The sequence below is a fragment of the Streptomyces sp. NPDC005752 genome, assembly GCF_040630715.1.
Classification (GTDB): Bacteria; Actinomycetota; Actinomycetes; order Streptomycetales; family Streptomycetaceae; genus Streptomyces.
Genome location: NZ_JBEXYB010000036.1, coordinates 55,563 through 81,453, shown reverse-complemented (window position 1 = coordinate 81,453; position 25,891 = coordinate 55,563). Strand labels below are relative to the sequence as shown.

23 protein-coding genes, 2 tRNA genes and 1 pseudogene are annotated in these 25,891 nt (G+C 69.5%); 14 read left to right on the top strand and 12 right to left on the bottom strand.

The features are described from left to right. Window positions 1-35 precede the first annotated feature (35 nt). On the bottom strand, window positions 36-2,624 hold the full coding sequence (gene pepN, locus ABZ441_RS26805; protein ID WP_358978679.1) for an aminopeptidase N: 2,589 nt from the start codon (window positions 2,622-2,624) through the stop codon (window positions 36-38). A gap of 132 nt (window positions 2,625-2,756) precedes the next feature. Here pepN and ABZ441_RS26800 point away from each other — a divergent pair, with 132 nt between their 5' ends. After that, window positions 2,757-3,407, top strand: coding sequence for a DsbA family protein (locus ABZ441_RS26800; protein ID WP_358978677.1), 651 nt, complete (start codon window positions 2,757-2,759; stop codon window positions 3,405-3,407). A gap of 49 nt (window positions 3,408-3,456) precedes the next feature. On the opposite strand, the gene ABZ441_RS26795 is transcribed toward ABZ441_RS26800, so the two are convergent. The 3 genes from ABZ441_RS26795 to ABZ441_RS26785 form a co-directional block, all read right to left on the bottom strand. Further along, the gene (locus tag ABZ441_RS26795) at window positions 3,457-3,729 is read right to left on the bottom strand and encodes a DUF3253 domain-containing protein (protein ID WP_358978674.1); all 273 of its coding nucleotides are present in this window, start codon (window positions 3,727-3,729) and stop codon (window positions 3,457-3,459) included. 206 nt (window positions 3,730-3,935) lie between these two features. Further along, window positions 3,936-4,577: a superoxide dismutase gene (locus ABZ441_RS26790; protein WP_358978672.1), complete on the bottom strand. Its 642-nt coding sequence runs from the start codon at window positions 4,575-4,577 to the stop codon at window positions 3,936-3,938. A 97-nt stretch (window positions 4,578-4,674) separates the two neighbouring features. Next, window positions 4,675-5,739, bottom strand: coding sequence for a glycerophosphodiester phosphodiesterase family protein (locus ABZ441_RS26785; RefSeq protein WP_358978670.1), 1,065 nt, complete (start codon window positions 5,737-5,739; stop codon window positions 4,675-4,677). Between the two features lie 78 nt (window positions 5,740-5,817). On the opposite strand from ABZ441_RS26785, the gene ABZ441_RS26780 reads away from it, so the two are divergent. Further along, entirely contained in the window at window positions 5,818-6,348 is a 531-nt protein-coding gene (locus tag ABZ441_RS26780) for a GNAT family N-acetyltransferase (RefSeq protein ID WP_358978668.1), read from the top strand. On the opposite strand, the gene ABZ441_RS26775 is transcribed toward ABZ441_RS26780, so the two are convergent. From ABZ441_RS26775 to ABZ441_RS26765, 3 genes are all read right to left on the bottom strand, one after another. Beyond that, on the bottom strand, window positions 6,336-6,983 hold the full coding sequence (locus ABZ441_RS26775) for a CatB-related O-acetyltransferase (RefSeq protein WP_358978666.1): 648 nt from the start codon (window positions 6,981-6,983) through the stop codon (window positions 6,336-6,338). The two genes, ABZ441_RS26780 and ABZ441_RS26775, sit on opposite strands and share 13 nt — an antisense overlap. A 36-nt stretch (window positions 6,984-7,019) precedes the next feature. Continuing rightward, complete coding sequence (locus ABZ441_RS26770; RefSeq protein WP_358978664.1) at window positions 7,020-8,435, bottom strand: amino acid permease; 1,416 nt, start codon at window positions 8,433-8,435, stop codon at window positions 7,020-7,022. Between the two features lie 118 nt (window positions 8,436-8,553). Then, window positions 8,554-9,951 carry an amino acid permease gene (locus ABZ441_RS26765; protein WP_358978662.1) on the bottom strand — a complete coding sequence of 466 codons (1,398 nt, stop codon included), beginning with the start codon at window positions 9,949-9,951 and terminating at the stop codon, window positions 8,554-8,556. 258 nt (window positions 9,952-10,209) lie between these two features. On the opposite strand from ABZ441_RS26765, the gene ABZ441_RS26760 reads away from it, so the two are divergent. Further along, window positions 10,210-10,803 (top strand): biotin transporter BioY, encoded by a 594-nt coding sequence (locus tag ABZ441_RS26760; protein ID WP_358978660.1) that lies wholly within the window; start codon window positions 10,210-10,212, stop codon window positions 10,801-10,803. A gap of 202 nt (window positions 10,804-11,005) precedes the next feature. Here ABZ441_RS26760 and ABZ441_RS26755 read toward each other — a convergent pair whose 3' ends face one another. After that, window positions 11,006-12,451, bottom strand: coding sequence for an amino acid permease (locus ABZ441_RS26755; protein ID WP_358978658.1), 1,446 nt, complete (start codon window positions 12,449-12,451; stop codon window positions 11,006-11,008). A 250-nt stretch (window positions 12,452-12,701) separates the two neighbouring features. On the opposite strand from ABZ441_RS26755, the gene ABZ441_RS26750 reads away from it, so the two are divergent. Beyond that, on the top strand, window positions 12,702-13,190 hold the full coding sequence (locus tag ABZ441_RS26750; RefSeq protein WP_358978656.1) for a ribose-5-phosphate isomerase: 489 nt from the start codon (window positions 12,702-12,704) through the stop codon (window positions 13,188-13,190). 73 nt (window positions 13,191-13,263) lie between these two features. Continuing rightward, window positions 13,264-14,085 (top strand): DNA-formamidopyrimidine glycosylase family protein, encoded by an 822-nt coding sequence (locus ABZ441_RS26745; protein WP_358978654.1) that lies wholly within the window; start codon window positions 13,264-13,266, stop codon window positions 14,083-14,085. Window positions 14,086-14,114: 29 nt separating this feature from the next. Here ABZ441_RS26745 and ABZ441_RS26740 read toward each other — a convergent pair whose 3' ends face one another. Continuing rightward, window positions 14,115-15,347, bottom strand: a complete 1,233-nt coding sequence (locus ABZ441_RS26740) for a GNAT family N-acetyltransferase (protein WP_358978652.1) — start codon at window positions 15,345-15,347, stop codon at window positions 14,115-14,117. A 105-nt stretch (window positions 15,348-15,452) separates the two neighbouring features. Between ABZ441_RS26740 and ABZ441_RS26735 the strand changes: the two genes are divergently transcribed. Then, on the top strand, window positions 15,453-16,598 hold the full coding sequence (locus ABZ441_RS26735; RefSeq protein WP_358978650.1) for a PP2C family protein-serine/threonine phosphatase: 1,146 nt from the start codon (window positions 15,453-15,455) through the stop codon (window positions 16,596-16,598). Window positions 16,599-16,777: 179 nt separating this feature from the next. Here the strand turns inward: ABZ441_RS26735 and ABZ441_RS26730 are convergent, their stop codons facing one another. Next, window positions 16,778-17,956 (bottom strand): cation:proton antiporter, encoded by a 1,179-nt coding sequence (locus ABZ441_RS26730; RefSeq protein ID WP_358978648.1) that lies wholly within the window; start codon window positions 17,954-17,956, stop codon window positions 16,778-16,780. A gap of 151 nt (window positions 17,957-18,107) precedes the next feature. On the opposite strand from ABZ441_RS26730, the gene ABZ441_RS26725 reads away from it, so the two are divergent. Beyond that, complete coding sequence (locus tag ABZ441_RS26725; protein ID WP_358978646.1) at window positions 18,108-18,608, top strand: HD domain-containing protein; 501 nt, start codon at window positions 18,108-18,110, stop codon at window positions 18,606-18,608. A gap of 48 nt (window positions 18,609-18,656) precedes the next feature. On the opposite strand, the gene ABZ441_RS26720 is transcribed toward ABZ441_RS26725, so the two are convergent. Then, window positions 18,657-19,820 carry an acyltransferase family protein gene (locus ABZ441_RS26720; protein WP_358978644.1) on the bottom strand — a complete coding sequence of 388 codons (1,164 nt, stop codon included), beginning with the start codon at window positions 19,818-19,820 and terminating at the stop codon, window positions 18,657-18,659. Window positions 19,821-20,309: 489 nt separating this feature from the next. Between ABZ441_RS26720 and ABZ441_RS26715 the strand changes: the two genes are divergently transcribed. Both ABZ441_RS26715 and ABZ441_RS26710 read left to right on the top strand, forming a co-directional pair. Next, window positions 20,310-20,504 (top strand): hypothetical protein, encoded by a 195-nt coding sequence (locus tag ABZ441_RS26715; protein ID WP_124276493.1) that lies wholly within the window; start codon window positions 20,310-20,312, stop codon window positions 20,502-20,504. Window positions 20,505-20,608: 104 nt separating this feature from the next. After that, window positions 20,609-20,794: pseudogene (locus ABZ441_RS26710) on the top strand (DUF1330 domain-containing protein); the annotation flags it as partial. A gap of 82 nt (window positions 20,795-20,876) precedes the next feature. Here the strand turns inward: ABZ441_RS26710 and ABZ441_RS26705 are convergent. Continuing rightward, window positions 20,877-20,950, bottom strand: a tRNA-Gly gene (locus ABZ441_RS26705). Between the two features lie 168 nt (window positions 20,951-21,118). Here ABZ441_RS26705 and ABZ441_RS26700 point away from each other — a divergent pair. From ABZ441_RS26700 to clpX, 5 genes are all read left to right on the top strand, one after another. Continuing rightward, a tRNA-Pro gene (locus ABZ441_RS26700) sits at window positions 21,119-21,195 on the top strand. Between the two features lie 150 nt (window positions 21,196-21,345). Then, window positions 21,346-22,752, top strand: coding sequence for a trigger factor (tig, locus tag ABZ441_RS26695; protein WP_358978642.1), 1,407 nt, complete (start codon window positions 21,346-21,348; stop codon window positions 22,750-22,752). Window positions 22,753-23,038: 286 nt separating this feature from the next. Continuing rightward, complete coding sequence (locus ABZ441_RS26690) at window positions 23,039-23,644, top strand: ATP-dependent Clp protease proteolytic subunit (RefSeq protein ID WP_031091967.1); 606 nt, start codon at window positions 23,039-23,041, stop codon at window positions 23,642-23,644. 67 nt (window positions 23,645-23,711) lie between these two features. Continuing rightward, a complete protein-coding gene (locus ABZ441_RS26685) occupies window positions 23,712-24,395 on the top strand; it encodes an ATP-dependent Clp protease proteolytic subunit (protein WP_031091966.1) in 684 nt (227 codons plus the stop codon). A 156-nt stretch (window positions 24,396-24,551) separates the two neighbouring features. Beyond that, window positions 24,552-25,850 carry an ATP-dependent Clp protease ATP-binding subunit ClpX gene (gene clpX / locus ABZ441_RS26680; protein WP_205020326.1) on the top strand — a complete coding sequence of 433 codons (1,299 nt, stop codon included), beginning with the start codon at window positions 24,552-24,554 and terminating at the stop codon, window positions 25,848-25,850. Window positions 25,851-25,891 lie beyond the last annotated feature (41 nt).

The window sequence follows — 25,891 nt, the reverse complement described above, 5'->3', positions numbered from 1 at the left end:
GCCCCGCACGCACGTGCGGGGCGCGCGCCGGGTGCTCACGCGCCCGTGTCGCGTTCCTGGCCCCTCAGCACCCGGGCCAGATCGTCCCGGGCCTCCAGGACGAGCCGCCGGAGCGCCGGTGCCGCGTCCGGGTGCGAGGCCAGCCACGCGTCCGTCGCGCTCAGGGTCGCGGGGTCGTCCTGCAGCCCGGGGAACAGCCCCTTGACCACGTCCATGCCGATCTGGATGGAGCGCTCGGCCCACACCCGCTCGATCGCCTCGAAGTACGACGCCGTGTACGGGGCCAGCAGCTCCCGCTGGGAGGGCTGTCCGAAGCCGGCGATCGTCGCCTCGACGAGCGCGTTGGACAGCTTGTCCGACTCCACGACCGTCGCCCACGCCTGTGCCTTGACCGCCGCCGAGGGGCGTGCGGCCAGGCACCGTACGTGGTGCCGCTTGCCGGACGCCGTGTCGTCCCGGGAGAGTTCGGCGTCCACGTCCGCCTCACCGGCCTTGCCGTGCGCGACCAGCGGGGCGAGGAACGCCCACCGCAGCTCCTGGTCGACGTCCAGACCGTCGATCACGGCCGAACCGTCGAGCAGCCCGCCCAGCAGCTGGAAGTCCGCGTCCGACGCGGCGGCCGCGGCGAAGAACCGGGCCCACGTCAGCTGGTGCTGACTGCCCGGCTCGGCGCGCCGCAGCTCGGCCAGCGCGCCCTCCGCCAGCGCCCGGCCACCCTCCTCGCGCCAGGCCGGCGCGGCGTAGTGCGTCAGAGCCGACATGGCCCAGGCGTGCAGCATCTGCAGGACGCCGATGTCCGACTCCCCGCCGGCGAAGGACAGCACCAGGGACACGAACTCCCGGGCCGGCAGAACCGCGTCCCGCGTCAGGTTCCACAGCGCGGACCAGCACATCGCCCGCGTAAGCGGGTCGGTGATGTCACCGAGGTGCTCGCGCAGGGTGGCCAGGGACACCTCGTCGAAGCGGACCTTGCAGTAGGTGAGGTCGTCGTCGTTGACCAGGACCAGGTCGGGCTTCTCGGCACCGGCCAGCTCCTTGACCACGGTGCGCGGGCCGGCGACGTCGGTCTCGGCGCGGGCGTACCGCACCAGCCCGCCCTCCGGGGAGAGCCGGTACAGGCCCACCGCGACGCGGTGCGGCCGCAGCTCCGGATGGGAGGCCGCGGCCTCCTGGGTCACGGCGAGCTCCGCGATCCGGCCCTCGCCGTCGTACGTCACGACCGGCGTCAGGACGTTGACCCCCGCCGTCTGCAGCCACGCGCGCGACCAGGCCGTCATGTCGCGCCCGGACGTCTCGGCCAGCACCGAGAGCAGGTCTCCCAGCCGCGTGTTGCCGAAGGCGTGCTGCTTGAAGTAGCGGCGCGCGCCCTCCAGGAACGCGTCCCGGCCCACGTACGCCACCAACTGCTTGAGCACCGAGGCGCCCTTGGCGTACGTGATGCCGTCGAAGTTCAGCTTGGCGTCCTCCAGGTCACGGATGTCCGCCGTGATGGGGTGCGTGGACGGCAGCTGGTCGGCGCGGTAGGCCCAGGCCTTGCGGTTGTTGGCGAAGGTGATCCAGCCGTTGGTGAAGCGGGTCGCCTCCACCATCGAGAAGGTCCCCATGAAGTCGGCGAAGGACTCCTTCAGCCACAGGTCGTCCCACCACTGCATGGTGACCAGGTCGCCGAACCACATGTGCGCCATCTCGTGCAGGATGACGTTGGCGCGGCGCTCGTAGGAGGCCGAGGTGACCTTGCCGCGGTAGATGTACTCCTCGCGGAAGGTGACGAGGCCCGGGTTCTCCATCGCTCCGAGGTTGTACTCGGGCACGAACGCCTGGTCGTACTTCCCGAAGGGGTACGGGTAGTCGAAGTGGTCGTGGAAGAAGTCCAGGCCCTGCTTGGTGATCCGGAAGACGTCGTCCGCGTCGAAGTGGCGTGCGAGCCCCTTGCGGCACATCGCGCCGAGCGGGATCTCCAGCTTCGTACCGTCGTCGAACGTGCGGGTGTAGGCGTCGCTCACGTAGTGGTACGGGCCCGCGACGACCACCGTGATGTACGTCGAGATCGGCAGCGTCTCCGCGAACCGGTGGACCTCGCCTTCCTGGGACTCCTCCGCGCCGTTGCTCCAGACCCGCCAGCCCTCCGGCGCCGTCACCTCGAAGCGGTAGGGCGCCTTGAGGTCGGGCTGCTCGAAGTTGGCGTAGACGCGCCGGGCGTCGGCCGGTTCGTACTGGGTGTAGAGGTAGACCTCGCCGTCCTCCGGGTCGACGAAACGGTGCATGCCCTCGCCGGTCCGGCTGTAGGCGCACTGCGCGTCGACCACGAGGACGTTCTCGCCGTCGGCGAGGCCGTCCAGCGCGATCCGTGTGCCGTCGAAGACGGCCGAGGGGTCCAGGTCCTCGCCGTTCAGCGTCACGGCGCTCACGGACGGGGCCACCAGATCGGCGAAGGTCGAGGCCCCCGCCCGGGCGGCACGGAAGCGGATCGTGGTCTGCGAGCGGAAGGTGCGCGGACCGGCCTCGTCGCCCCCGCCGGGATCACCGACGGCGGAACGCAGGTCGAGGGCGACCTCGTAACCGTCGACGGTCAGCAGCTCGGCCCTCTCACGGGCCTCGTCGCGGGACAGGTTTTCACCAGGCACGGAACACTCCTTCGTGTCTCATTCGAACAACTTTGATGGTCGCATGCGGCGGTCCGGGCCCCCGCACGGGAATGGCGGGCGCGCCCCGCGGTGTTCTGACGCCAGGTGCAGACCGACCTCATGAGGAGAGACATGCCCGAGAACAGCACGGCCGGCAGCAGGATCCCGGCCGATTTCTGGTTCGACCCGCTCTGCCCCTGGGCCTGGATGACCTCCCGCTGGATGCTGGAGGTGGAGAAGGTCCGCGACGTGGAGGTCCGCTGGCACGTGATGAGCCTGGCCGTCCTCAACGAGCCCCGGCTCGACGAGCTGCCCGAGGAGTACCAGGACATGATGCGCACCCAGGCGTGGGCGCCGGTCCGTGTCGTCGTCGCGGCCCGGGAGAAGCACGGGGACGAGATCGTCGGCCCGTTGTACACGGCCATGGGGACCCGCTTCCACAACAAGGGCGAGGGCCCCACCCGCGAGGCGATCGCGGGTGCGCTGGCGGACGTCGGCCTCCCGGCGGATCTGCTGGAGTACGCGGACTCCGACGCCTACGACAAGGAGCTGCGCGCCTCCCACCAGGAGGGCATCGAAAAGGTAGGCCAGGACGTCGGCACCCCGGTCATCGCGGTGCCCGGCGCCGACGGCGGGCAGATCGCCTTCTTCGGCCCGGTCGTCACCCCCGCCCCGAAGGGCGAGGAGGCCGCGAAGCTCTGGGACGGCACGCTGCTGGTGGCCTCGGTCCCCGGCTTCTACGAGATCAAGCGGACCCGCACGCAGGGACCCGTCTTCGACTGACCGGGTCCGGCCGGTGCGGGCTCGGGAACACCGGCCCGCGCCGGGCGTGTCAGCGGGTGCGGCGGATACGGATCGGACCGCGCGCCTTCGCCGGGTCGACGACGTGACCACCCTGGGTGATCTCCACCTCGCCGGTGGCGACCAGCCGCCGTGCCGCGCCGCGGGCCGGCTCCATGAGCGCCCGCCAGCCGTCGTCGTCCCCTTCGTGTACCGCCCGCGCGGCGTCGGAGGGGCAGATCGTCGCAGCCGGTCCGCGTTTCTCCAGCAGATCCAGGATGGCCCGTTCCAGGCGCCGTTCCGTCCGCCGTTCGCTGTCCGTCACCCTGCCAGTCTCGCACCGGCCGCCGGTGCGCGGCGGGTCGCCGCGCACGCGTCGCAGGCGCCGGGGCGTGGTTCCGGCGCCTGCCCACGTCCCGCTCCCATGGGAGAACCCCCGCGAGTCATGTCCTCGCGGGGGTTCTCCGTTCATCCGCCTGCCGGGTGAAGGTTGAGAAGACGATCACGAGGCAGGACGTCAGGGGTCTCCCCTCAGGGAGCGAGCAGCAGCACGTCCGCGCGCTCCTTGGCGGCGGCGTAGCGCTTCGCCACGTCCTGCCAGTTGACGACGCGCCACATCGCCTCGATGAAGTCCACCTTCTGGTTCTTGTACTGCAGGTAGAAGGCGTGCTCCCAGGCGTCGAAGACCAGGATCGGGACCGAGCCCTGTCCGACGTTGCCCTGGTGGTCGTAGACCTGCTCGACGATCAGCCTGCCGCTGACCGGCTCGTACGCGAGGACGCCCCAGCCGGAGCCCTGCGTGGTCGCCGCGGCCTTCGTCAGCTGGGACTTGAAGCCGGCGTACGAGCCGAAGGACTCGGTGATCGCGTCCGCCAGGTCGCCCACGCCGTCCGCCGCGAGGGGCTCGCCGCCGCCGTCACCGGTCATGTTGTGCCAGTAGATCGAGTGCAGGATGTGGCCGGAGAGATGGAACGCGAGGTTCTTCTGGAGGCCGTTGATCGCGCCCCAGGCCCCCTTGTCGCGGGCCTCTTCCAGCTGCTCCAGGGTGTCGTTCGCACCCTTGACGTACGCGGCGTGGTGCTTGTCGTGGTGGAGCTCGACGATCTGCGGGTTGATGACCGGTTCGAGCGCCGCGTAGTCGTACGGGAGTTCCGGAAGCGTGTACGTGGCCATGGGTTCGAACCCTCCAACTGCTACCTGGTGGTTATTGCAAGCTATTCGCAATTGCAGGCTAGCAGGAGGAGGGCCCGAAGGTGATCAGCCGTTCGCCCTAGGACCGGTGGCCGTCCCGTGCGATCGCCGCGAGGTCGGGGAAGTCCGTCACGACGGCGTCCACGCCCCTGCCGTAGTGGAAGGCGTATTCGGCGAACGCGTCACCGAAGTCGTTCGGCGCGGTGCCCTTCCGGTACTCGGCCGGGAGGTACTGGTTCTCGGCGCGGAAGGTGTACGCCCCGACCTTCAGTCCCGCCGCGTGGGCGTCGTCCAGCAGGGTCGACGGGGGGACCAGGGACGACTTGTCCGGGCCTGTCCACTCGGCGTACGAGGCGATCTCGCGCAGCCCCGCGGGCGTCATCATCTCCTTGTACGTCACCGGGTGGCCGTACGGACCGCCACTCGTCCCCAACGCCTGCCACAGCGGGAGACCGAGGCGCGCCGCCGCCACCTCGCGAAGGGACGACGGCTCGAAGGACTGGACGACGCAGTCCCGGGCGGTCAGCCGGTTGCGGCGGACGAGCCTGATGAGCTCCGGTTCCAGGGGCAGGCCGACCGAGCGGAAGTACGTCGGGTGCTTCGTCTCCGGGAAGACCGCGATCCTGCGGCCGTGCTCCTTCGAGAGGGCGCGGGCCAGGTCGACGACCTCCTGGAAGGTCATGATCTGCTCGCGGCCGTCGAAGACGGTGTTGCGGTTGCGGACCAGGGGGAGCCGCTCCACCGCCCGCAGCGTCCTCAGCTCGGCGAGGGTGAAGTCCTCCGTGAACCAGCCGGTGACGGCACGGCCGTCCACCGTCTTCGTGGTGCGGCGGCCGGCGAACTCCGGGTGCCCGGCCACATCCGTGGTGCCGGAGATCTCGTTCTCGTGGCGCACCACCAGGACGTGGTCCCTGGTCGGGACCAGGTCGGGCTCGATCCAGTCGGCCCCGGCCCGCACCGCGAAGGTATAGGCGGCAGCCGTGTGCTCGGGCCGCCACCCGGCGGCGCCCCGGTGGCCGATGACGAGCGGCCCCCTCGCGCCGCCGTGCTGTTCGGCGGCGGCCGCGGCGGGAACCGCCGCGGTGGCGGAGACGGCCGCTGTGGCCAGCAGGATCGAGCGGCGTCGCGGATGCGGTAAGGACATGCGGTCTCCTCGGTAGGCGCGGGGCAACCAGCGAAGCCACGCGGGATCACGTCAGGGCGGACAGCACCTTGCCACCTCGTGTACGGCCATGGGTACGGTTCCGGCAGACGACCGAGGAGGCGCGGCGTGAAGCCACGGCAGGACCTGGAGCTACGACCGGGACGGCCCGACGAGGCCGCGGCGTTGACCGCGCTGGCCCTGCGGTCCAAGGCCCACTGGGGATACGACGAGGCGTTCCTGGCCGCCTGCGTCGACGAACTGACCGTCCGCGAAGGCGATACGGAGGGCGGGCGTACGGCGGTCGCGGAGGGGGACGGCCGCGTCCTCGGCTTCGCGACCCTGTCCGGGGAGCCGCCCGAGGGCGCACTCGGCATGATGTTCGTCGAGCCGGACGCCATCGGCCGCGGCGTCGGCCGGATCCTGTTCGAGCACACCATGGCGCAGGCCGGCCGGCTCGGCTTCGAGGCGCTCACGATCGACGCCGACCCGAACGCCGAGCCGTTCTACACGGCGATGGGCGCGGTCCGGATCGGGGCCACCCCGTCGGGCTCCGTCCCCGGGCGTGAACTGCCTCTGCTCAGGATCGTGTTCGGTGCTCAGCCCGGCTGAGGAGCGGCCGCCTCCAGGTCGTCGACGCTCCCGGACATGATGGTGCGGATGTGCTCGGTGATGTGCTCGGCGGGCCAGTCCCACCAGGCGACGGCCAGGAGCCGGGCGACGTCCGCACCGTCGTAGCGGGTGCGGAGCAGCTTCGCCGGGTTGCCGCCGACGATGCCGTAGTCGGGCACGTCGGACGTGACGACGGAGCCGGCGGCGATGATCGCGCCGTTCCCGATCCGTACGCCCGGCATCACCGTCACCCGGTAGCCGAACCACACGTCGTGGCCGACCACCGTGTCACCCCGGCCGGGCAGCCCGGTCAACAGGTCGAAGTGGTCGGCCCAGGAGCCGCCCAGGGTGGGGAACGGGAACGTGGAGGGGCCGTCCATGCGGTGGTTGGCGCCGTTCATGATGAACCGCACCCCGGTCCCCAGTGCGCAGAAACGGCCGATGACGAGCTTCTCGGGACCGTAGTGGTACAGCACGTTGCGGGTCTCGAACGCCGTGGCGTCGTCGGGGTCGTCGTAGTACGAGTACGCGCCGACCTCGATCAGCGGGGACGTGACCAGGGGCTGGAGCTGCACCACCCGCGGCTGGCCGGGCATCGGGTGCAGCACGGTCGGATCTGCGGGGAGGGGACTCATGAGGGCACCCTCGCAGAAGGACCGTGCCTCATGCACTCAGTTATCGGCCGGTGTGCCGCGCTCCGCCCGCTTCTGCCGCACCACGCCGATCACGATCAGCAGTGCGGTCAGCGCCCCTGTCGCCAGCAACTGGTCGCGCGTATCGGGCTGGCGCAGCATCAGGACGAAGATGCCGACCATGGCGACCAGCGCCACGATCGTCAGGACCGGGAAGAACCACATCCGGACGACGAGCCGGTCCGGGGCCTCGCGCTCCGTCCGCTTGCGCAGGATCAGCTGGGAGACGGCGATGAAGATCCAGACGACCAGGATGACCGCGCCGATCATGTTGAGCAGCCACGGGAAGACGTCGTCGGGGCGCCAGTAGCTGAGCAGCACACACAGGAAGCCGAAGGCCGAGGAGGCGAGCACGGCGTTGCGCGGGACGCCCGAGGAGATCTTGCCGAGCACCTTCGGGCCCTGGCCGCGGGCCACGAGGGAACGCGCCATGCGTGAGGAGCCGTAGATGTTCGCGTTCATCGCGGAGAGCAGGGCGACCAGGATGACCACGTTCATGATCTCCGCGGCACCGCTGATGCCGAGGTGGTCGAGCATCGCGTAGAACGGTCCGACCTCGGCGACCTGGGGGTCGTCCCACGGCACGAGGGTCACGATGACCGCCATCGAGCCGATGTAGAAGACCGCGATGCGCCACATCGCCGTACGTACCGCCTTGGCGACTCCCTGCACGGGGTTCTCGGACTCGGCGGCAGCGATGGTGACGGTCTCCAGACCGCCGTACGCGAAGACGGAGGCGAGCAGGCCGATGATCAGGCCTTCGGAGCCGTTAGGCAGGAAGCCGCCGTCCCCGGTGAGGTTCGAGGTACCGGGGGAGTCCGTGCCGGGCAGCACGCCCAGGATCGCGAGGATGCCCAGCACCAGGAAGAGCGCGATCGCGATGACCTTGAGTGCGGCGAACCAGAACTCGAACTCACCGAAGTTCTTCACGGCGGTGAGATTCGTGCCGAGGAAGACCACCATGAAGAGGGCCACCCAGGCCCACTCCGGCGTACCGGGCAGCCAGCCGGTGACGATCTGCGCGGCGCCGATGCCCTCCAGCCCGACGGCGACGCAGAGCAGCACCCAGAACGACCACCCGGCCGTGAAGCCCGCCCACGGCCCGATCGCCCGTTCCGCGTGGACGGAGAAGGAGCCGGACGCGGGGTTGGCGGCCGACATCTCGCCGAGCATCCGCATCACGAACATGACCAGCAGCCCGGAGATGCCGTACGCGACGACGATCGAGGGGCCGGCCGCGGCGATGCCGGCACCGGAGCCGACGAACAGCCCGGCCCCGATCACACCACCCAGGGCGATCATCGACAGGTGGCGCTGCTTGAGTCCGTGGGTGAGCGCGGAGTCGGCGCCGGGGGCGGCGGCGTCCGTGGGGGGCGGCGCGGAGGTCCGGGACATGGACGGGCTCTGTTCACTGGTCGGGACGGGGGCAGCCCACAGTCTGGCTACGGTCCCCGCCCATGAGGAACAGCTGTCCGCTATACGGTCACCAGGCTCACACAAGGTGCTCACCCGCCTACGGCCGTGCGCGCGGCTCCCGTACGAACGCGACGAGCAGCACCAGGCCCGTGGCACCCGCCGACCACAGCACCTGGGGACGGGCCACGTCGTCGGTGAGCATCAGCAGCAGGACGGCCAGCAGCCCGGCCAGGGTGACCCAGGTCAGATAGGGGAAGCACCACATCCGCAGCGCCAGGGCGCCCGGTGCCTCCCGCTCCAGCCGGCCCCGCAGCCGCAGTTGCGAGGCGGCGATCAGCCCCCAGACGAACAGCAGGACCGCGCCGACCGAGTTGAGCATGTAGAGGAACACGGTGTCGGGCCACCGGAGGTTGAGCAGTACGGAGACGAAACCGAAGGCCACCGAGGCCAGCACCGCCCGACGGGGCACCCCGCCCCCGCCGCCCTGTCCGCCCGAGACCTTCAGCAGTCCCCGCGGAGCCTCGCCGCGCTCGGCCAGCGAGAAGATCATCCGGGACGAGCCGTACAGGTTGGCGTTGAGTGCCGACAGCAGCGCGACGAACACCACGATGTTCATGATCTGCCCGGCCGACGGCACGCCGATCGAATCCAGGACCTTCACGTACGGGCTGAGCCCGGCCTGCTGGGCGGTCCACGGCAGCACGGTCACGATGACCAGCATCGAGCCGACGTAGAAGAAGAGGATGCGCACGACCGCGCTGCGCACCGCCCGCCCGACGGCGCGGGCCGGATCGTCCGTCTCCGCCGCCGCGATCGTCACGACCTCCAGCCCACCGAAGGCGAACACGACGGTGAGGACACCGGAGACCACGCCGTCCCAGCCGTGCGGCAGGAAGCCGCCCTGGCCGGTGAGGTTCGTCAGGCCCACCGGATCGGTGTCCGGGAGAACGCCGAAGACGGCCAGCAGGCCGAGGGCCAGGAAGACGACGATCGCGGCCACCTTCAGCGCGGCGAACCAGAACTCGAACTCGCCGAAGTTCTTGACGGCCGTCAGGTTGGCCACGGTGAACACCACCATGAACAGCAGCACCCAGAGCCACTGGTCCACCGCGGGCACCCAGGCGTGGGCGATCTGCGCCGCGGCCGTCGCCTCCACGGCGAGCACCACCACCAGCATGAACCAGTAGAGCCAGCCCACGCTGAAGCCGGCCCAGCGGCCGAGCGCGCGCTCCGCGTGGACGGAGAAGGACCCGGACGCGGGCATCGCCGCCGACATCTCGCCGAGCATCCGCATCACCAGCATCGCGAGCGCGCCCGCGATCAGGTACGAGACGACCACGGCGGGCCCGGCGACCGCGATCCCGGCGCCCGAACCGACGAAGAGACCGGCACCGATCACCCCGCCGAGGCCGAGCATCGTCAGGTGGCGCTGCTTCAGACCGTGGGCCAGGGGCTCGGACGGAACAGGGGAGTGCGTGGGGGGCGCGTCGTGCATGAGCTGCGGATCACTCTCGGATCATTTATGGGGAACCTACAGTCTCACGGGATATCGCCCACTCCCGAACGGAGGGCTGCCCGCACCCCCACCTCAGTGACCAGCATCACGTCGATGAGTGATTGCGCAACGCTCTTTGTTCGAACCCAATAAACTCCTCAACCGCCGCTTTGTGGGCCGCTGATGGTGATCGAGCGATATGGCGTCGGCTAACGTCACCCTCAGTCCGTCCCTGCCGACCTCACCCGCGGAGTCCCGATGAGTACTGCTGCCGCCCCCGTCCGTTCCGGAGCGGTCCTCGCCGACCTGCTGCCCGCAGCCCGGCACCGTTACGCCGTGGACACGGCGCTGGTCGTCGGCGGCGCCGTCCTCACCGGCATCGCGGCCCAGATCGCCGTGCCCGTCCCGGGTTCCCCGGTCCCCGTCACCGGCCAGACCTTCGCCGCGCTGCTCATCGGCACCGCGCTGGGGGCCCGCCGCGGCTTCCTCTCCCTCGCTCTGTACGCGCTCGTCGGCATGGCCGGGATGCCCTGGTTCTCCGAGGGCACCTCCGGCCCGGGCGGCGCGTCGTTCGGCTACGTCCTCGGCATGCTGCTCGCCGCCACCGTCGTCGGCGGTCTGGCACGCCGGGGCGGCGACCGGTCCGTCCTGCGCACCGCGGGCACGATGGCGGTCGGCTCCCTCATCATCTACGCGGTCGGCGTGCCGTACCTGGCGCTCTCCACCGGCATGTCGCTGAGCGCAGCCGTGGCGGCCGGCCTGGTGCCGTTCCTGATCGGCGACGCCCTCAAGGCCGCGCTGGCCATGGGCGCGCTGCCCGCCTCCTGGAAGCTCGCCGGGCGTCGCGGCTGACGCCGAGACATCACGGAAAAGGCTCGCCGGCCGTAGGCACGACAGCGCACCGGCGGGCCTTTCGCACGCCCGGGACCGTGGAGGCGGTGCGGTCCCCCGCGTGATGCGGTCACGTAGAAGGCGCTCCCTCCGCCCGCGGCATCGCGGGCGGAGGGAGCGCCTTCCCGGTACACCTGGCATCCGCGTCAGGCATGCGTACCGATCACTCGGCCGGTGCCGCCGCCTTCGCCTTCCGGCCGCGCGCGTCGCGCACCAGCGAGATCCCCACGACCAGGGCGGCCACCAGCAGCGAGAGCAGCACCTGCTCGCGCCCGGCGTCGTCGGTCAGCATGTAGACGAGGACGAAGGAGATCATCGCGATCGTCGCCCACGTCAGGTACGGGAAGAGCCACATCCGGACGAGGAGCTTCTCGGGCGACTCGCGCAGGATGATGCCGCGCATCCGCAGCTGGGTGAAACAGATCACCAGCCACACGAACAGGGCGACCGCGCCGGAGGAGTTCAGCAGGAACGCGAACACCGTGTCGGGCCACTGGTAGTTGAAGAACACGGCGACGAAGCCGAACACGACGGACGAGAGGATCGCCGCCTGCGGCACGCCCCGCTTGTTCACCATGGTGAACGCCTTGGGGGCGTCCCCGCGCTGTCCCAGCGAGAAGGCCATGCGCGAGGCCGTGTAGAGGCCGGAGTTCAGACAGGACAGGACGGCGGTCAGCACGATGACGTCCATGACCTGGCCGGCGTGCGGGATACCGATGACGTTGAGTGCCGCGACGTACGAGCCGTCCTCGACGATCGACGGGTCGTTCCACGGCAGCAGGGTCAGGACGACGAAGATCGAGCCCAGGTAGAAGATGGCGATACGCCAGATCACGCTGTTGGTGGCCTTGGAGACGGCGCGCTGCGGGTCCTCGGACTCACCGGCCGCCAGCGTCACGATCTCGCTGCCCATGAAGGAGAACACGACCATCAGCACACCCGTGAGGATGGCCCCCGGTCCTTCGGGGAAGAAGCCGCCGGTGTCCGTGAGGTGGGCGAGGCCCGACCCCGCGTTGTCCGAACCGGGCAGGACGCCGAAGACGGCGAGCAGCCCGACGACGACGAACGCGCCGATCGCCACGACCTTGATCCCGGCGAACCAGAACTCGAACTCGCCGTACGAGCCGACGGAGACGAGGTTGGTCGCCGTCAGGACCACCATCACGATCAGGGCCCACGCCCACTGCGGTACGCCGGGAATCCAGCCCTCCAGGATCTTGGCACCCGCCGTGGCCTCGACGGCGAGCACCACGACCCAGAAGAACCAGTACAGCCAGCCGATGGAGAAACCGGCCCAGCGGCCCAGGGCCTGGTCGGCGTAGGCGGAGAAGGAACCGGAGCTCGGCCGGGCGACGGCCATCTCGCCGAGCATCCGCATGACGAAGACGACCATCAGGCCGACCAGCGCGTACGACAGGAGGATGGCCGGTCCGGCGGCGGCGATACCGGCGCCGGATCCGACGAAGAGGCCCGCTCCGATCACGCCGCCGATGGCGATCATCGAGAGATGACGGTTCTTGAGACCGGCCTGAAGTCCGTCCGGGGAGTCCGGCTTACCCGGCTCGCCGGGCTGTCGGCCCGGTCCGGCCAGAGTCGTCTGCGACGTCATGGATCGAATCCTTACGTTTTCTGATCACGCGTGTCGGTGTTGCCTCGGCGGGGGTGGTGCGAAGACAAGGCCACGCATTCAAGCCCGACCGGCGCAGAAAACGGAACCCCTTCATCCGGTTCCTTGACCCGATCGTTGCCCGAGTGGCTTTGCACACAGGCACCGGACCCGAACCGGACCTGGGGGAGGGCCCGGTGGGTCCTGACCCCGCTGACCATTACCCCGCCCCGTCCGTGCCACACTTCGCATCATGCGCGTGTACCTCGGCTCCGACCATGCCGGCTTCGAACTGAAGAACCACCTCGTCGAGTGGCTCACAGCCCACGGCCACGAGGCCGTCGACTGCGGTCCCCACATCTACGACGCCCAGGACGACTACCCGCCGTTCTGCCTCCGTGCCGCCGAGCGGACGGCGGCCGACAAGGACGCCCTCGGCATCGTCATCGGCGGCTCCGGAAACGGCGAGCAGATCGCCGCGAACAAGGTCAAGGGCGTCCGCGCCGCGCTCGCCTGGAGCGAGCAGACCGCCGCGCTCGGCCGTGAACACAACGACGCCAACGTGGTGGCCATCGGCGGCCGGATGCACACGGTGGAGGAGTCCACCAGGTTCGTCGAGATCTTCCTGGCCACTCCCTACTCGGGTGAGGAGCGCCACACCCGCCGCATCGAGATGCTCTCGGCGTACGAGAGCACCGGAGAGCTTCCCCCGGTCCCGGCCCACCACCCGCAGCAGGGCTGAACGTCCCGCACCCGCCTTCCTTGTGCCGCCGGGCCACACCCGGCGGCACAAGCGCGTTACCAGGAGACACACCGTGCCCGAGGGGCATACGATCCACCGCCTCGCCGCCGACCACCACGAGCGGTTCACGGGCGGCCCGGTGCGGGTGAGCAGCCCCCAGGGCAAGTTCTCCGACAGCGCGTCCCTGCTGGACGGGCGCACCTTCACCGGGGTCGACGCCCACGGGAAGCACCTCTTCCTGGGCTTCGAGGGGGAGGTATGGGTCCATGTCCACCTCGGCCTCTTCGGCAAGCTCGGCTTCGGAACGGCCCCTGCGCCGCCGCCCACCGACACGGTCCGGCTGCGCCTGCTCAACGACGCCCACCACGCGGACCTGCGTGGCCCCACCACCTGCGCCCTGATCACGGGCCCCGAGAAACGGGCGGTACACGACAGGCTCGGTCCGGACCCGCTGCGCTCCGGCGAGGACGGTGAGCGGGCCTGGCAGCGGATCTCCCGCAGCCGCGTCACGGTCGCCGCCCTGCTGATGGACCAGAAGATCGTCGCGGGTGTCGGCAACGTCTACCGCGCCGAGGTCCTCTTCCGACACGGCATCGACCCGTACCGCCCAGGCAGGGACCTCACCCGGGGCGAGTGGGACGCCATCTGGGCCGACCTCCGCGTCCTGATGCGCGAGGGCGTCCGGAACAACCGCATCGACACCGTCCGCCCCGAGCACCTGCCCGAGGCGATGGGCAGGCCCCCGCGGGTCGACGACCACGGCGGCGAGGTGTACGTCTACCGCCGGGCCCGGCAGGGCTGCCACATCTGCGGCACCGAGGTGCGCACGGCGGACCTGGCGGCGCGCAACCTCTTCTGGTGCCCAGGCTGCCAACCGTCCGTCCCCGGCCGCTGAGGGCAGTCCCGGGTGCTGTCCGGACAGCCTCAGAAGCCGTGCGGGCACCACGGCCGGACGTCCGTGGAGAACGTCAGGGATGCCTCGTCCAGCGCGCCCGCCCGCAGTTCCCGCACCAGTCCCGCCGCCGCCAGCGCGGTCAGCGACACCCCGCCCAGAAAGGCGGACCCCAACTCGGCCACGGACAGAGCCAGTTCCGGCTCGTCGTCCGTCCGCCGGCAGGTGGCCGAGCCCTTCGCGTCGACGGTCAGACGCCAACGACCCGCGTTCCACGGGCAGAAACCGTCCTCCACCTCCAGCACCACGTCCGCCGGAGCCCGGTAGCTCCGGGCCTCCAGCGCCGCGCCCAGCTCGACCAGCCGTACGTACAGCCCGTCCCTGACGCGGACCTCGCAGCGCCGTACGTCGGAGACCAGCCGGAGCACCGCGTCGTCCGCCGGCCGGTTGTGGCACTCGACCACCGAGGTCAGGTCGATCCCGAACAGGAAGCGCCACAGCGCCGCGTACGAGGCGGGATCCAGTGCCGCCAGGTCGCGCACCGCCACCGTTCCCTCGGGCACGGCACCGTTCCAACCGGGCCGCAGATGGAACGTGACGTACCCCGTGACCTCACCGTCCCGCTCCGCGAGGACGCACTGGAGCGGCGAGCCGCCGCTCCGGGCGCTCTCCGGGTCGTTCACTGGTACCCGCTCCCAGCCGGGCTGCCGCACCGGGGTGCCGGGCCGGGCCGGCGCCACGCGCGCGTACACGGCCTCGCAGGCGTCGAGCGCCTCCTTGGGGGACGACCGGCGCATCCGCACCCCCTCCGTGCCCGGCGGCAGGGCGAGGCGGACCCGGGAGCTGTCGATCCGCAGGCTCGTCTCCTCCGTCGCCGCTCCGTAGCCGAAGCGGCCGTAGATGCCGGGCTCCGAAGCCGTCAGCACGGCGAGCGGTTCACCCCAGGAGCGGACGTCGTCCAGCTGGCGCCGCATCATCGACGTCAGCAGCCCCTGCCTGCGGTGCGTCGAGGCGACGCTCACCATCGTGACGCCCGCGGCCGGCACCGCGGCCCCGCCGGGAACGGTCATCCGGAAGCTGTACGCACCGGCCGTCCCCACGCATTCGGCACCGTCCCAGTGCCCCAGCGCCCGCCCCGGCTCGGCCAGCGCGGCGTACATCTCGCGGGTCTCCGGGGAGACGGGGACGCCGCCGAACGCCAACTCGATACAGCCGAGCCAGGAATCCCATTCCGCGGCCGACAATACGTGCAAATCCGTTTCCATGGGCCCTGCTTATCAGGGCCGCGCCGCCCGGGGCGACCTGGTTTCGAACACATTGACACCGGGTCCCCCTGCACCGGAGGCCGCCGGGTGGATAAGGTCCCGACAATGGCCCGTCGCAGAGGAGCAGACACCTACCCCGCCCGGTGGCGAAGATCGGCCCACCGGGCGCGCATCGCGCTGCGCAGGTCCGGCGTCGACTACTTCCGCGGCGACGGCTCCGACTGGATAGCCCTGGCCGGTCTGCTGATCGTCATTCCGGTGATCACCTGCACCACGCTGCTGAACCCGGTCTGGTCCTCACCGACCGCCCTGGCGCTGCCGATCGTCGCGGGCGGTCTGCTGCTGAGACCGGCCAGCCTGCTGAGTCTGTACGCGACCGCGGCCGCCGCCCTGATCGTGGAGTCGATCGCCCTCGGCCCCTACGCCGAGGGGCCTGCCCGGGTCACACCGGGAACCGTCCTGGTCGTCGCGGCCTGCGGCTTCTTCGGCCTGGTCCTCGCCCAGTTCCGGGCCCGGGTCGGAGTGCCGTGGCGACGCGGCGGCACGATGCTCTTCGACCTGCGCGAGCGGATCCGGGTCCAGAGCGCCCTGCCCCGGCTGCCTGACGGATGGCACCGCGAGATGGCGCTGCGCCCGGCGGGCGGCCAGTCATTCTCCGGCGACTTCGTCGTCGCCGCCCGGACCAACGGCGGACGCACCCTGGAAGTCGTGCTCACCGATGTCTCGGGCAAGGGCATGGACGCGGGTTCCCGCGCCCTGCTGCTGTCCGGCGCCTTCGGCGGACTCCTGGGCTCCCTGCCGCCGCACGGCTTCCTCCCCGCGGCCAACGGCTATCTGCTGCGCCAAGACTGGGACGAGGGCTTCGCCACCTCGATCCATCTCGTCCTGGACCTGGACTCCGGCGACTACGAACTCCTCTCGGCAGGTCATCCCCCCGCGCTCCAGCTGCACTCAGGCAGCGGTCGGTGGGAGGAGATGGCCGCCGAGGGCCCCCTGCTCGGGGTCTACGACGGAGCGGAGTTCGACGCGGTGAAGGGCTCACTGGCACCCGGCGACGTCCTGATGCTCTTCACCGACGGTCTGGTGGAGGCGTCGGACCGGGACATCGCCGAGGGCATCGACCGGCTGACCGGCGAGGCCGACCGCTACGTCGCGACCGGCTTCGAGGGCGCGGCCTGGCATCTGATCGAGGCCTGCGCCAAGGACGTCAACGACGACCGCGCACTGCTGTTGCTGTCCCGTCGAGGCTGAACCGTACGAAAACGGCTCAAACGGTTCGGGCGTCAACCTGAACCCCTCAGTCATCACCCGAACGAGAAGTCACTCCCGGTCCGGGGTTGCGACTGCCCGGTCGGACACCGGACACGGCGTCCGGGGCGCGTCATCCCGGGTGCGTGGACGCAGTCCCCCGCACCCGGGTCGTCCGCGTCTCAGACCGGTACCGCCTCTTTCTCGGTCTCCCGGTCCCGCGCACGTCCACCCGGCAGGATCCGGGCGAGCCAGTGCGAGCGGCCGGCCGCCAGCGGGGAGAGGACCGCGAGCAGGAGCACGTACCCGGCGATGAACGGGGACAGCCGCTCGTCCAGGCCCGCCCCCGCAGCCATCGTGGCGAGGATCAGCGCGAACTCGCCGCGCGCCAGCAGGGTGGTGGAGACGTTCGCTGTGGCCTTCGGGCCGAAGCTGTAGATCTTGGCCGTGGCCATCCCGGCGAAGACGTTCATCAGGACGGTCACCGCGACCGCCGCCAGCACCGGCCACAGCACGCTGGGCAGGTCGCCGGGGTTGATGGACAGCCCGAAGGCGAAGAAGAAGATCGCGCCGAACGCGTCCCGCAGGGGATGCACCAGCTTCAGGATGCGGGGGCCCGAGGTGGTGCTGCCCAGCATCAGGCCGACCATGAACGCGCCGATCGCGTCGGCGACCCCGAACCACTCCGAGACCCCGGCCACGAAGACGGCGACGCCGAGGAAGGAGATGACGAGGAGCTCGTCGTCCTTCGTGTTCATCAGCTTGCCGATGAGCTTCGTACCGAACCGGGCCGCCAGGGCGAGCAGCAGCAGGAAGCCGAAGGCCTTGCCGCCGTCGACGACGGCCGCGCCGAGGCTGTCGGCACCGGACAGGATCGGCTGCAGCGCGGCCAGATAGAGAGCGAGGAAGACGTCCTCGACGACGATGATGCCGAGGATCGGCCGCGTCTCCGGATTCCCGATCCGGCCGAGGTCCACCAGGACCTTCGTGACGATGGCCGACGACGAGATGCCGAGCACACCCGCGAGCACCAGGGCTTCCGAGGTGCCCCAGCCGAGCGCGAAGCCGAATCCGAGCCCCGCGCCGACGTTCAGGACGAGATAGGTGCCACCGGCGAGCGCCATCTTGCGCCCGCCGGTCTTCAGGTCGTCCAGATGGAATTCGAGGCCGAGGTAGAAGAGCAGCAGTACGAGACCGAGCGCGGAGAGCATCTCCAGGTCGTGCGGGTCGTCGAGGAGGACGACCCCGGGGGTGTGCGGGCCGAGGAGGATCCCGGCGAGGATGAACAAGGGGATGGTCGGCAGTCCGATGCGGCCGCCCACGCGGGCGAGGACGGCGGCGGCGAGGAAAGCACCCCCCATGGCGATGAGCGTGTCTGCGTGTCCGATGAGCCTGTCTCCTTCTGTCGGTCAAGGGCGCGTCAAGGAATCGTCAGTAATTAGTTTACCGAACGATTCGGACTGCGTGTGTGGACCCTGTGAAGTGACGTGCTCCCCGGCGTACAGTCGGCCCATGCCGACCCCGCATCTACCCCTGTCCCAGGTGGAGTTCATCGCCCGCGAAGCCCATCGCGGACAGACCGACAAGGCAGGCCGCCCGTACGCCGAGCATCTGGCCGCGGTGGCCGAGGGCGTACGGATCCGCGGCGGTGACGAGGAGCAGACGGCAGCCGCATGGCTGCACGACGCGATCGAGGACGGTGCGCTGTCCCGGCAGTGGCTGGACGAGGCACCGCTGTCCCGGCGGGTAAAGGAAATGGTCCTCGCCGTCACCAAGCGGGACGGCGAGGACCTCTTCACGTACACCGGGAGGATTCTCGCCACGCCCGGAGCGCTGCTGATCAAGGAGTCGGATCTGGCGCACAACGCGGACCCGGACCGGCTCGCGGTACTCGAGCCGGCGACCCGTACCCGGCTGACCGAGAAATATGCGCAGGTACGGGGCCTGTTGGGGCTCGACGGGGCGGAAGGGGCCGTCGAACGACGGGATCAAGCCAACCCCGTGACGGACTGACACGCAGCCAGGACCGGCCCCACGGGCGGGGGGTCGATCCGGACAGGCTCAGCGCTTGACGGTGCTCCGGCGGAATGCCCAGTTCATGTCCGGCTCGGTGGCGAACCGCAGCACGCGCCGGACCGGTGGTGTGCACAGCAGGGTCACCGCGGCGGCGGCGACAAGGGAGACGACGACCAGTCCCGCGGGGCCCGAGAGCCACTCGTAGCGGTCGAACAGGTCGTAGTAGTCGGCGCCCTTCACCAGGAAGCCGTGCAGCAGGTAGCCGCAGATCGTCCCGGCACCCAGGGCCGTGAACCACATGTGACGGCGCGGCACCCAGGCGAGGAAGGCGATCGTGAGCAGCATCGCGCAACCGAACATCCCGAGGGTCATCACGGCGCCCGACCACCAGGGGGCGTCCATCTCCTGGGCGCTGTTGCTGCGGTAGAACCAGCCGAGCCGCATGCGCGGTGCGAGCCAGTAGGCGAAGACCAGGGCCCCGGCGAACAGCGGGAGGGACAGCAGTCGCACCTCGCGGCGCCTGACCAGCTGGAAGTGCTCGGGCTTCATCAGCAGGCCGAGTACGAAGAACGGCAGGAGCTGGCAGACGCGCTGCAGGTCCAGGTCGTCACCGATGCCCGGCGTCACCGAGGCGAGCACGGCGATGGCGAGCGCGACGGGGAGCGGGTGACGGAGGGACTGCCAGATCGGTGTGGTGACGCGCCAGATGAACAGGGCGATAAGGAACCAGGTGAGGAAGAACGGATCGAGAAGGGTGATGGAGGTGTCCTCCACGCCGCCGGCGTACCGCTTGAAGAGCGAGTACGCCGTCTCGAAGAGCACATAGGGCACCACGACGCTGGTGACGAGGCGCTTCACCTTGGGCGAGCTCATGTCGAAAGACCGGGAGAAGTAGCCGGAGACCAGGATGAAAGCCGGCATGTGGAACGTGTACACGACCATGTACAGCGCTCGTGCCGTGCGGCTCCCGTCCATCACCGGCTCCCACGCGTGCGCCACGGCGACGAGTACGATCGCGAGGTACTTCACGTTGTCGAAGTACGCGTCACGACGCTTCGCCGGTGCGGGCGCCCCGTCGCGGGCCGGAGTGGCCTCGGGGGCGGGCGGGCGGACCTGCGGGGCCGTCAGGGTCTGCTGGTGTCTCGGCTCCGACTCCCGGCTCTCCGGGGTGATCGGGGCCCGCTGAAATTCGCTCGGAGCTTTTGACATCTCATGCACCTTAGACCCGTCAATCGGTATGCGTAAAACCCACAAGAGGTAACGCGTGTTCCCGGTCATTCGAAAGTAAAACCACCGACAACCGACCGTTACATGATGATTCATACCACTTAAATGGGGCATATCGTCGGCCGATTGGGGGAAGTGCATTTCGTCGCACGAACTCCGGCCGAATCGCTGTGGACGAACTGTGGGGATATGGAAACGATCACAGTGGCCGATATTCGAACTGCCCTGCACACAGCGGGCACACAGCTTTCCCGCACCGCCCCGCGCTGCCCCCCGGCTGCGGCGTGCGCACCGGAAGGCGACCAGGCGCACGCGGGCGCGAGGATGGCGCGATCCGGCCGCCCCTCTCCGTACCTCTCCATCACCCGGCAGCAGTCGCAGGGGAGTTGGTGGCACGATGGTCACGACGGAGGTGTGCCGGCCGCATGCCACCGGGCCGGCAAGGCGGACCGACCAAGGGTGTGATCAGTCGTGGCCATTTCACTGTCTGTGGTGCTGATGCTGGGGATCGTCCTGGTGGTGCTGATCCGCGGCGGATCCATCAAGGGCGGGCCGGCGGTCGTCGCCGTGCTCTTCGGCTTCTTCCTGGCGTCGACCGGCATGGCGCCGTCGATCAACAGATTCATGAACTCGATAGCCGACACGATCAACCAGATCAGCTTCTGAGGTCACGCATCCTGGAGCCCGGCCTGGCGTGCGACCGCCGGCCGGGCCTTCGGCACGGACTGCGGACGGGGCCCCGGGTGCGGTCTGACTACCCGGAAGGTGACATCGGCTTCCCCGGCGTCGAGAAGGCGAGGGCCTCGTGGGACTCGCCGGCCCACCGGGAGATCGCGCCCCCGCGCTCGCGCCACGGCGAGAGCGCCCTGATCCTGATCGAGGTCGTTCCCGAGGGGTGCGCCCCGGCGGCCACGGCGAAGGCCGTGCGCGCGGCGTCGGCCCAGGGCGGCGAATGATCGCCGCGCAGCCCGGTCGCGGGCCGCGCACATGACTCGGGGCCGGGTCGGAGGGAGAACCTCCGACCCGGCCCCGAGTCGTTGGAGCGGGCGACGGGAATCGAACCCGCGTAGCTAGTTTGGAAGACTAGGGCTCTACCATTGAGCTACGCCCGCAAGCACCGCGCCGCGAGTCCGGTGGACCGCGGTACGGGAAGCATCGTAGCGGGTCGGGAGAGGTGCGCGCACACCCGAGGTGGCGTGCCCCCGGGTCGGCGCCGGTGGCGACGCGGGCAAAGCGGCCGACGCGGCGCCCCCGTGCATGTACCCTTCGTGTCGCACCGACGGGGTGTGGCGCAGCTTGGTAGCGCGTCCGCTTTGGGAGCGGAAGGTCGTCGGTTCGAATCCGGCCACCCCGACCACCAGCAAGATCGCATTGTGGGAGTCCTCCTCCTTGCCGTTACTATGCAAATTGCGTGCCCGTGTGTCTGATGTACCGGGCTCGATCCGCGAAGCCGCCTCTCGGCGGCCCAGCAGAACCCCAAGAAGTCAGCCACCAAGGAGACCGAACCGTGAAGAGCGCCGTGGAGACCCTGAACCCGACCCGGGTTCGGCTCAGCATCGAGGTGCCCTTCGAGGAGCTCAAGGACAGCCTCGACGCGGCGTACAAGAAGATCAACCAGCAGGTCACGGTGAAGGGCTTCCGTAAGGGCAAGATCCCGAACCGCGTCATCGACCAGCGGTTCGGCCGTGGTGCTGTGCTGGAGGAGGCCGTCAACGACGCCCTTCCGAAGTTCTACACCGAGGCTGTCAACGAGGGTGAGCTCAACGTTCTGGGCCAGCCCGAGGTTGACATCACCGAGCTCAAGGACGGCGAACTGCTGGCCTTCACCGCCGAGGTGGATGTCCGTCCCGAGATCGAGATCCCGGACTACTCCGGCATCGAGGTCACCGTGGACGCACTCGAAGTCACCGACGAGGAAATCGACAAGGCCGTGGAGCAGCTCCGTGAGCGCTTCGCCTCGGCCAACCCGGTCGAGCGCGCCGCCGCCGAGGGCGACGTCGTGACGATCGACCTGGAGGCCAAGGTCGACGGAGAGGTCCTCGAGGACGGCGTGGCCGCCGGTGTCTCGTACACCATCGGTTCCGGCGAGCTCCTCGAGGGCATCGACGAGGCCGTGACCGGTCTGGAGGCCGGTGGCGAGGCCACCTTCACCTCCGAGCTGAAGGGCGGCTCCGCCGAGGGCAAGGAAGCGGAGGTCACCGTCAAGGTCACCGCCGTCGCCTCCCGCGAACTGCCCGAGCTGGACGACGACTTCGCGCAGATGGCGAGTGAGTTCGACACGCTCGCCGAGCTTCGCGAGGACAGCCGCAAGCGCCTCGAGAACACCAAGCAGTACGACCAGGCCACCCAGGCCCAGGAGCGTGTCCTCGAGGAGCTGCTGAAGCTGGCCGAGGTCCCGATCCCCGAGAAGCTTCTCGCGGACGAGGTCCAGACCCGCAAGCACAACCTCGAGCACCACCAGCTCGGTCAGATGGGTCTCGACCTGGAGAAGTACCTCGAGATCCAGGGCAAGACCCTGGAGGAGTTCGAGAACGAGACCTCCGAGCAGGCCGTCAAGGGCATCAAGACCCAGTTCATCCTTGACGAGCTCGTCAACAAGGAGAAGCTGAACGTCAACCAGGAGGAGCTCACCGAGCACCTCATGCGGCGTGCGCAGTCCTCCGGCATGAGCCCCGACCAGTTCGCCCAGGCCGTCGTCGAAGGCGGCCAGGTGCCGATGCTCGTCGGCGAGGTCGCCCGCGGCAAGGCGCTCGCCGTCGTCGTCGAGGCCGCCAAGGTCGTCGACACCAACGGTGAGGTCGTCGACCTCGAGGACGACGAAGAGGCAGCGGAGGAGACCGCCGAGACGGTCGAGGCCGCCGAGGGTGACACCGAGGCAGCCGACGAGAAGAAGGACGAGAAGAACGAGGCCTGAGCCCCGTTCCGATCGCTGATCTGATCCGCACGGCGGGCCCCGGACGAATCACGTCCGGGGCCCGCCGTCGTATCGGCCCGCGCCCCGGCGGCATCCCCGGGAACCCTTGTGCGGACTGCTCACCTTGCGCTCCCAGCGAACAGTTGGGGAACCGGGATGGCGTTGTCCCACCTGCGCGTTAGGGTCCATGAAGAGGAAGGGTCGGGTAGTCCCGGCCCACCCGGTACGAAGACGCTGAGACGGCCGGAGCCGTCAGAGACGAGCAGGTGGATACGTGACGAATCTGATGCCCTACGCCGCCGGAGAGCCGTCCCTCGGTGGAGGCCTCGGTGACCAGGTCTACAGCCGACTGCTCGGCGAGCGCATCATCTTCCTCGGTCAGCAGGTCGACGATGACATCGCCAACAAGATCACCGCACAGCTTCTGCTCCTTGCCGCGGAACCCGACAAGGACATCTACCTCTACATCAACAGCCCCGGCGGCTCGGTGACGGCAGGCATGGCGGTCTACGACACCATGCAGTACATCCCGAACGACGTGGTCACCATCGGTATGGGCATGGCGGCCTCGATGGGCCAGTTCCTGCTCACCGGTGGCACTGCGGGCAAGCGCTTCGCGCTCCCGAACACCGACATCCTGATGCACCAGGGTTCGGCCGGCATCGGCGGTACCGCATCGGACATCAAGATCCAGGCGCAGTACCTGCTCCGTACGAAGACGCGGATGGCGGAGATCACCGCCCACCACTCCGGCCAGACCGTGGAGACGATCATCCGCGACGGCGACCGCGACCGCTGGTACACCGCCGAGGAGGCCAAGGACTACGGCCTCATCGACGAGATCATCTCGGTCGCGTCGGGCATCCCGGGCGGCGGCGGCACCGGCGCCTGATCCGGGCGTGCACCACCCCGCACCTTCTCGTACGCCGAGACCTCCAGCCCACAGATACGCCACCAGGATGGTGAACACCCACATGAACAACTTCTCCGGCGCCTCCGCGAGCGGCCTCTACACCGGCCCGCAGGTGGACAACCGCTACGTCGTCCCGCGCTTCGTGGAGCGCACCTCGCAGGGTGTGCGTGAGTACGACCCGTACGCGAAGCTCTTCGAGGAGCGCGTGATCTTCCTCGGCGTCCAGATCGACGACGCCTCGGCCAACGACGTCATGGCGCAGCTGCTGTGCCTGGAGTCGATGGACCCGGACCGTGACATCTCGATCTACATCAACAGCCCTGGCGGCTCGTTCACCGCGCTCACCGCGATCTACGACACGATGCAGTTCGTGAAGCCGGACATCCAGACTGTCTGCATGGGCCAGGCCGCCTCCGCCGCCGCCGTCCTGCTGGCCGCGGGCACCCCGGGCAAGCGCATGGCGCTCCCGCACGCCCGTGTCCTGATCCACCAGCCGTCCTCGCAGACGGGCCGTGAGCAGCTCTCCGACCTGGAGATCGCGGCGAACGAGATCCTGCGCATGCGCACCCAGCTCGAGGAGATGCTGGCCAAGCACTCCACCACCCCGCTGGAGAAGATCAGCGAGGACATCGAGCGCGACAAGATCCTTACCGCCGACGACGCACTCGCGTACGGTCTTGTGGACCAGATTGTCTCCACCCGTAAGACCACAGCCGGCGCGTCCGTCTGACGTCGGTCTTTCCCCTTGGCACATTCCAGAAGCACGGCCGCGGCCGTGTGAACCGTGCCAAGGGGGGCCCGAACGGGGGGCCAGGCAAGGTACCGTCGGATAGAGGCACCAGGAGCCGCTGAACCAGGCTGCTCCCAGGCGAAGGGGAAGCACCTCGTGGCACGCATCGGTGATGGCGGCGACTTGCTCAAGTGCTCGTTCTGCGGAAAGAGCCAGAAGCAGGTGAAGAAGCTCATCGCGGGACCCGGTGTGTACATCTGCGACGAGTGCATCGATCTCTGCAACGAGATCATCGAGGAGGAGCTCGCCGAGACCTCCGAGGTGCGGTGGGAGGAGCTCCCCAAGCCGCGCGAGATCTACGAGTTCCTCGAGGGGTACGTCGTCGGGCAGGAGCCCGCGAAGAAGGCCCTCTCGGTCGCTGTGTACAACCACTACAAGCGGGTCCAGGCCGGTGAGAACGGCGGCGGATCGAATCGCGACGACGCGATCGAGCTCGCCAAGTCGAACATCCTGCTGCTGGGCCCCACGGGCTCCGGCAAGACGCTCCTCGCGCAGACGCTGGCCCGCATGCTCAACGTCCCGTTCGCCATCGCGGACGCGACGGCGCTGACGGAGGCCGGCTATGTCGGCGAGGACGTCGAGAACATCCTGCTGAAGCTGATCCAGGCCGCCGACTACGACGTCAAGAAGGCCGAGACCGGGATCATCTACATCGACGAGATCGACAAGGTCGCCCGCAAGAGCGAGAACCCGTCGATCACCCGCGATGTCTCCGGCGAGGGCGTCCAGCAGGCCCTGCTGAAGATCCTGGAGGGCACCACAGCCTCCGTACCGCCGCAGGGCGGCCGGAAGCACCCGCACCAGGAGTTCATCCAGATCGACACGACGAACGTCCTGTTCATCGTGGGCGGCGCCTTCTCGGGCCTGGAGAAGATCATCGAGTCGCGGGCCGGCGCCAAGGGCATCGGCTTCGGCGCGACGATCCGCTCCAAGCTGGAGATCCAGGCGAGCGACCAGTTCCAGGAGGTCATGCCGGAGGACCTGGTGAAGTTCGGGATGATCCCCGAGTTCATCGGCCGTCTCCCGGTGCTGACCTCGGTCCACAACCTGGACCGCGAGGCACTGCTCCAGATCCTGATCGAGCCGCGCAACGCACTGGTGAAGCAGTACCAGCGCCTGTTCGAACTCGACGGTGTGGAGCTGGACTTCGAGCGCGAGGCCCTTGAGGCCATCGCCGACCAGGCGATCCTCCGCCAGACGGGCGCGCGCGGTCTGCGCGCCATCATGGAAGAGGTCCTCCAGTCCGTGATGTACGAGGTGCCGTCCCGCAAGGACGTCGCCCGCGTCGTCATCACCCCGGACGTGGTCCGCAACAACGTCAACCCGACGCTGGTCCCGCGCGAGCCGCGCACGATCGGCAACAACGACGGCGGCCGCCACGAGAAGTCCGCGTAGCGGCGGGCGGCACACACGTCGAAGGGGCGCCCGGCCACCGG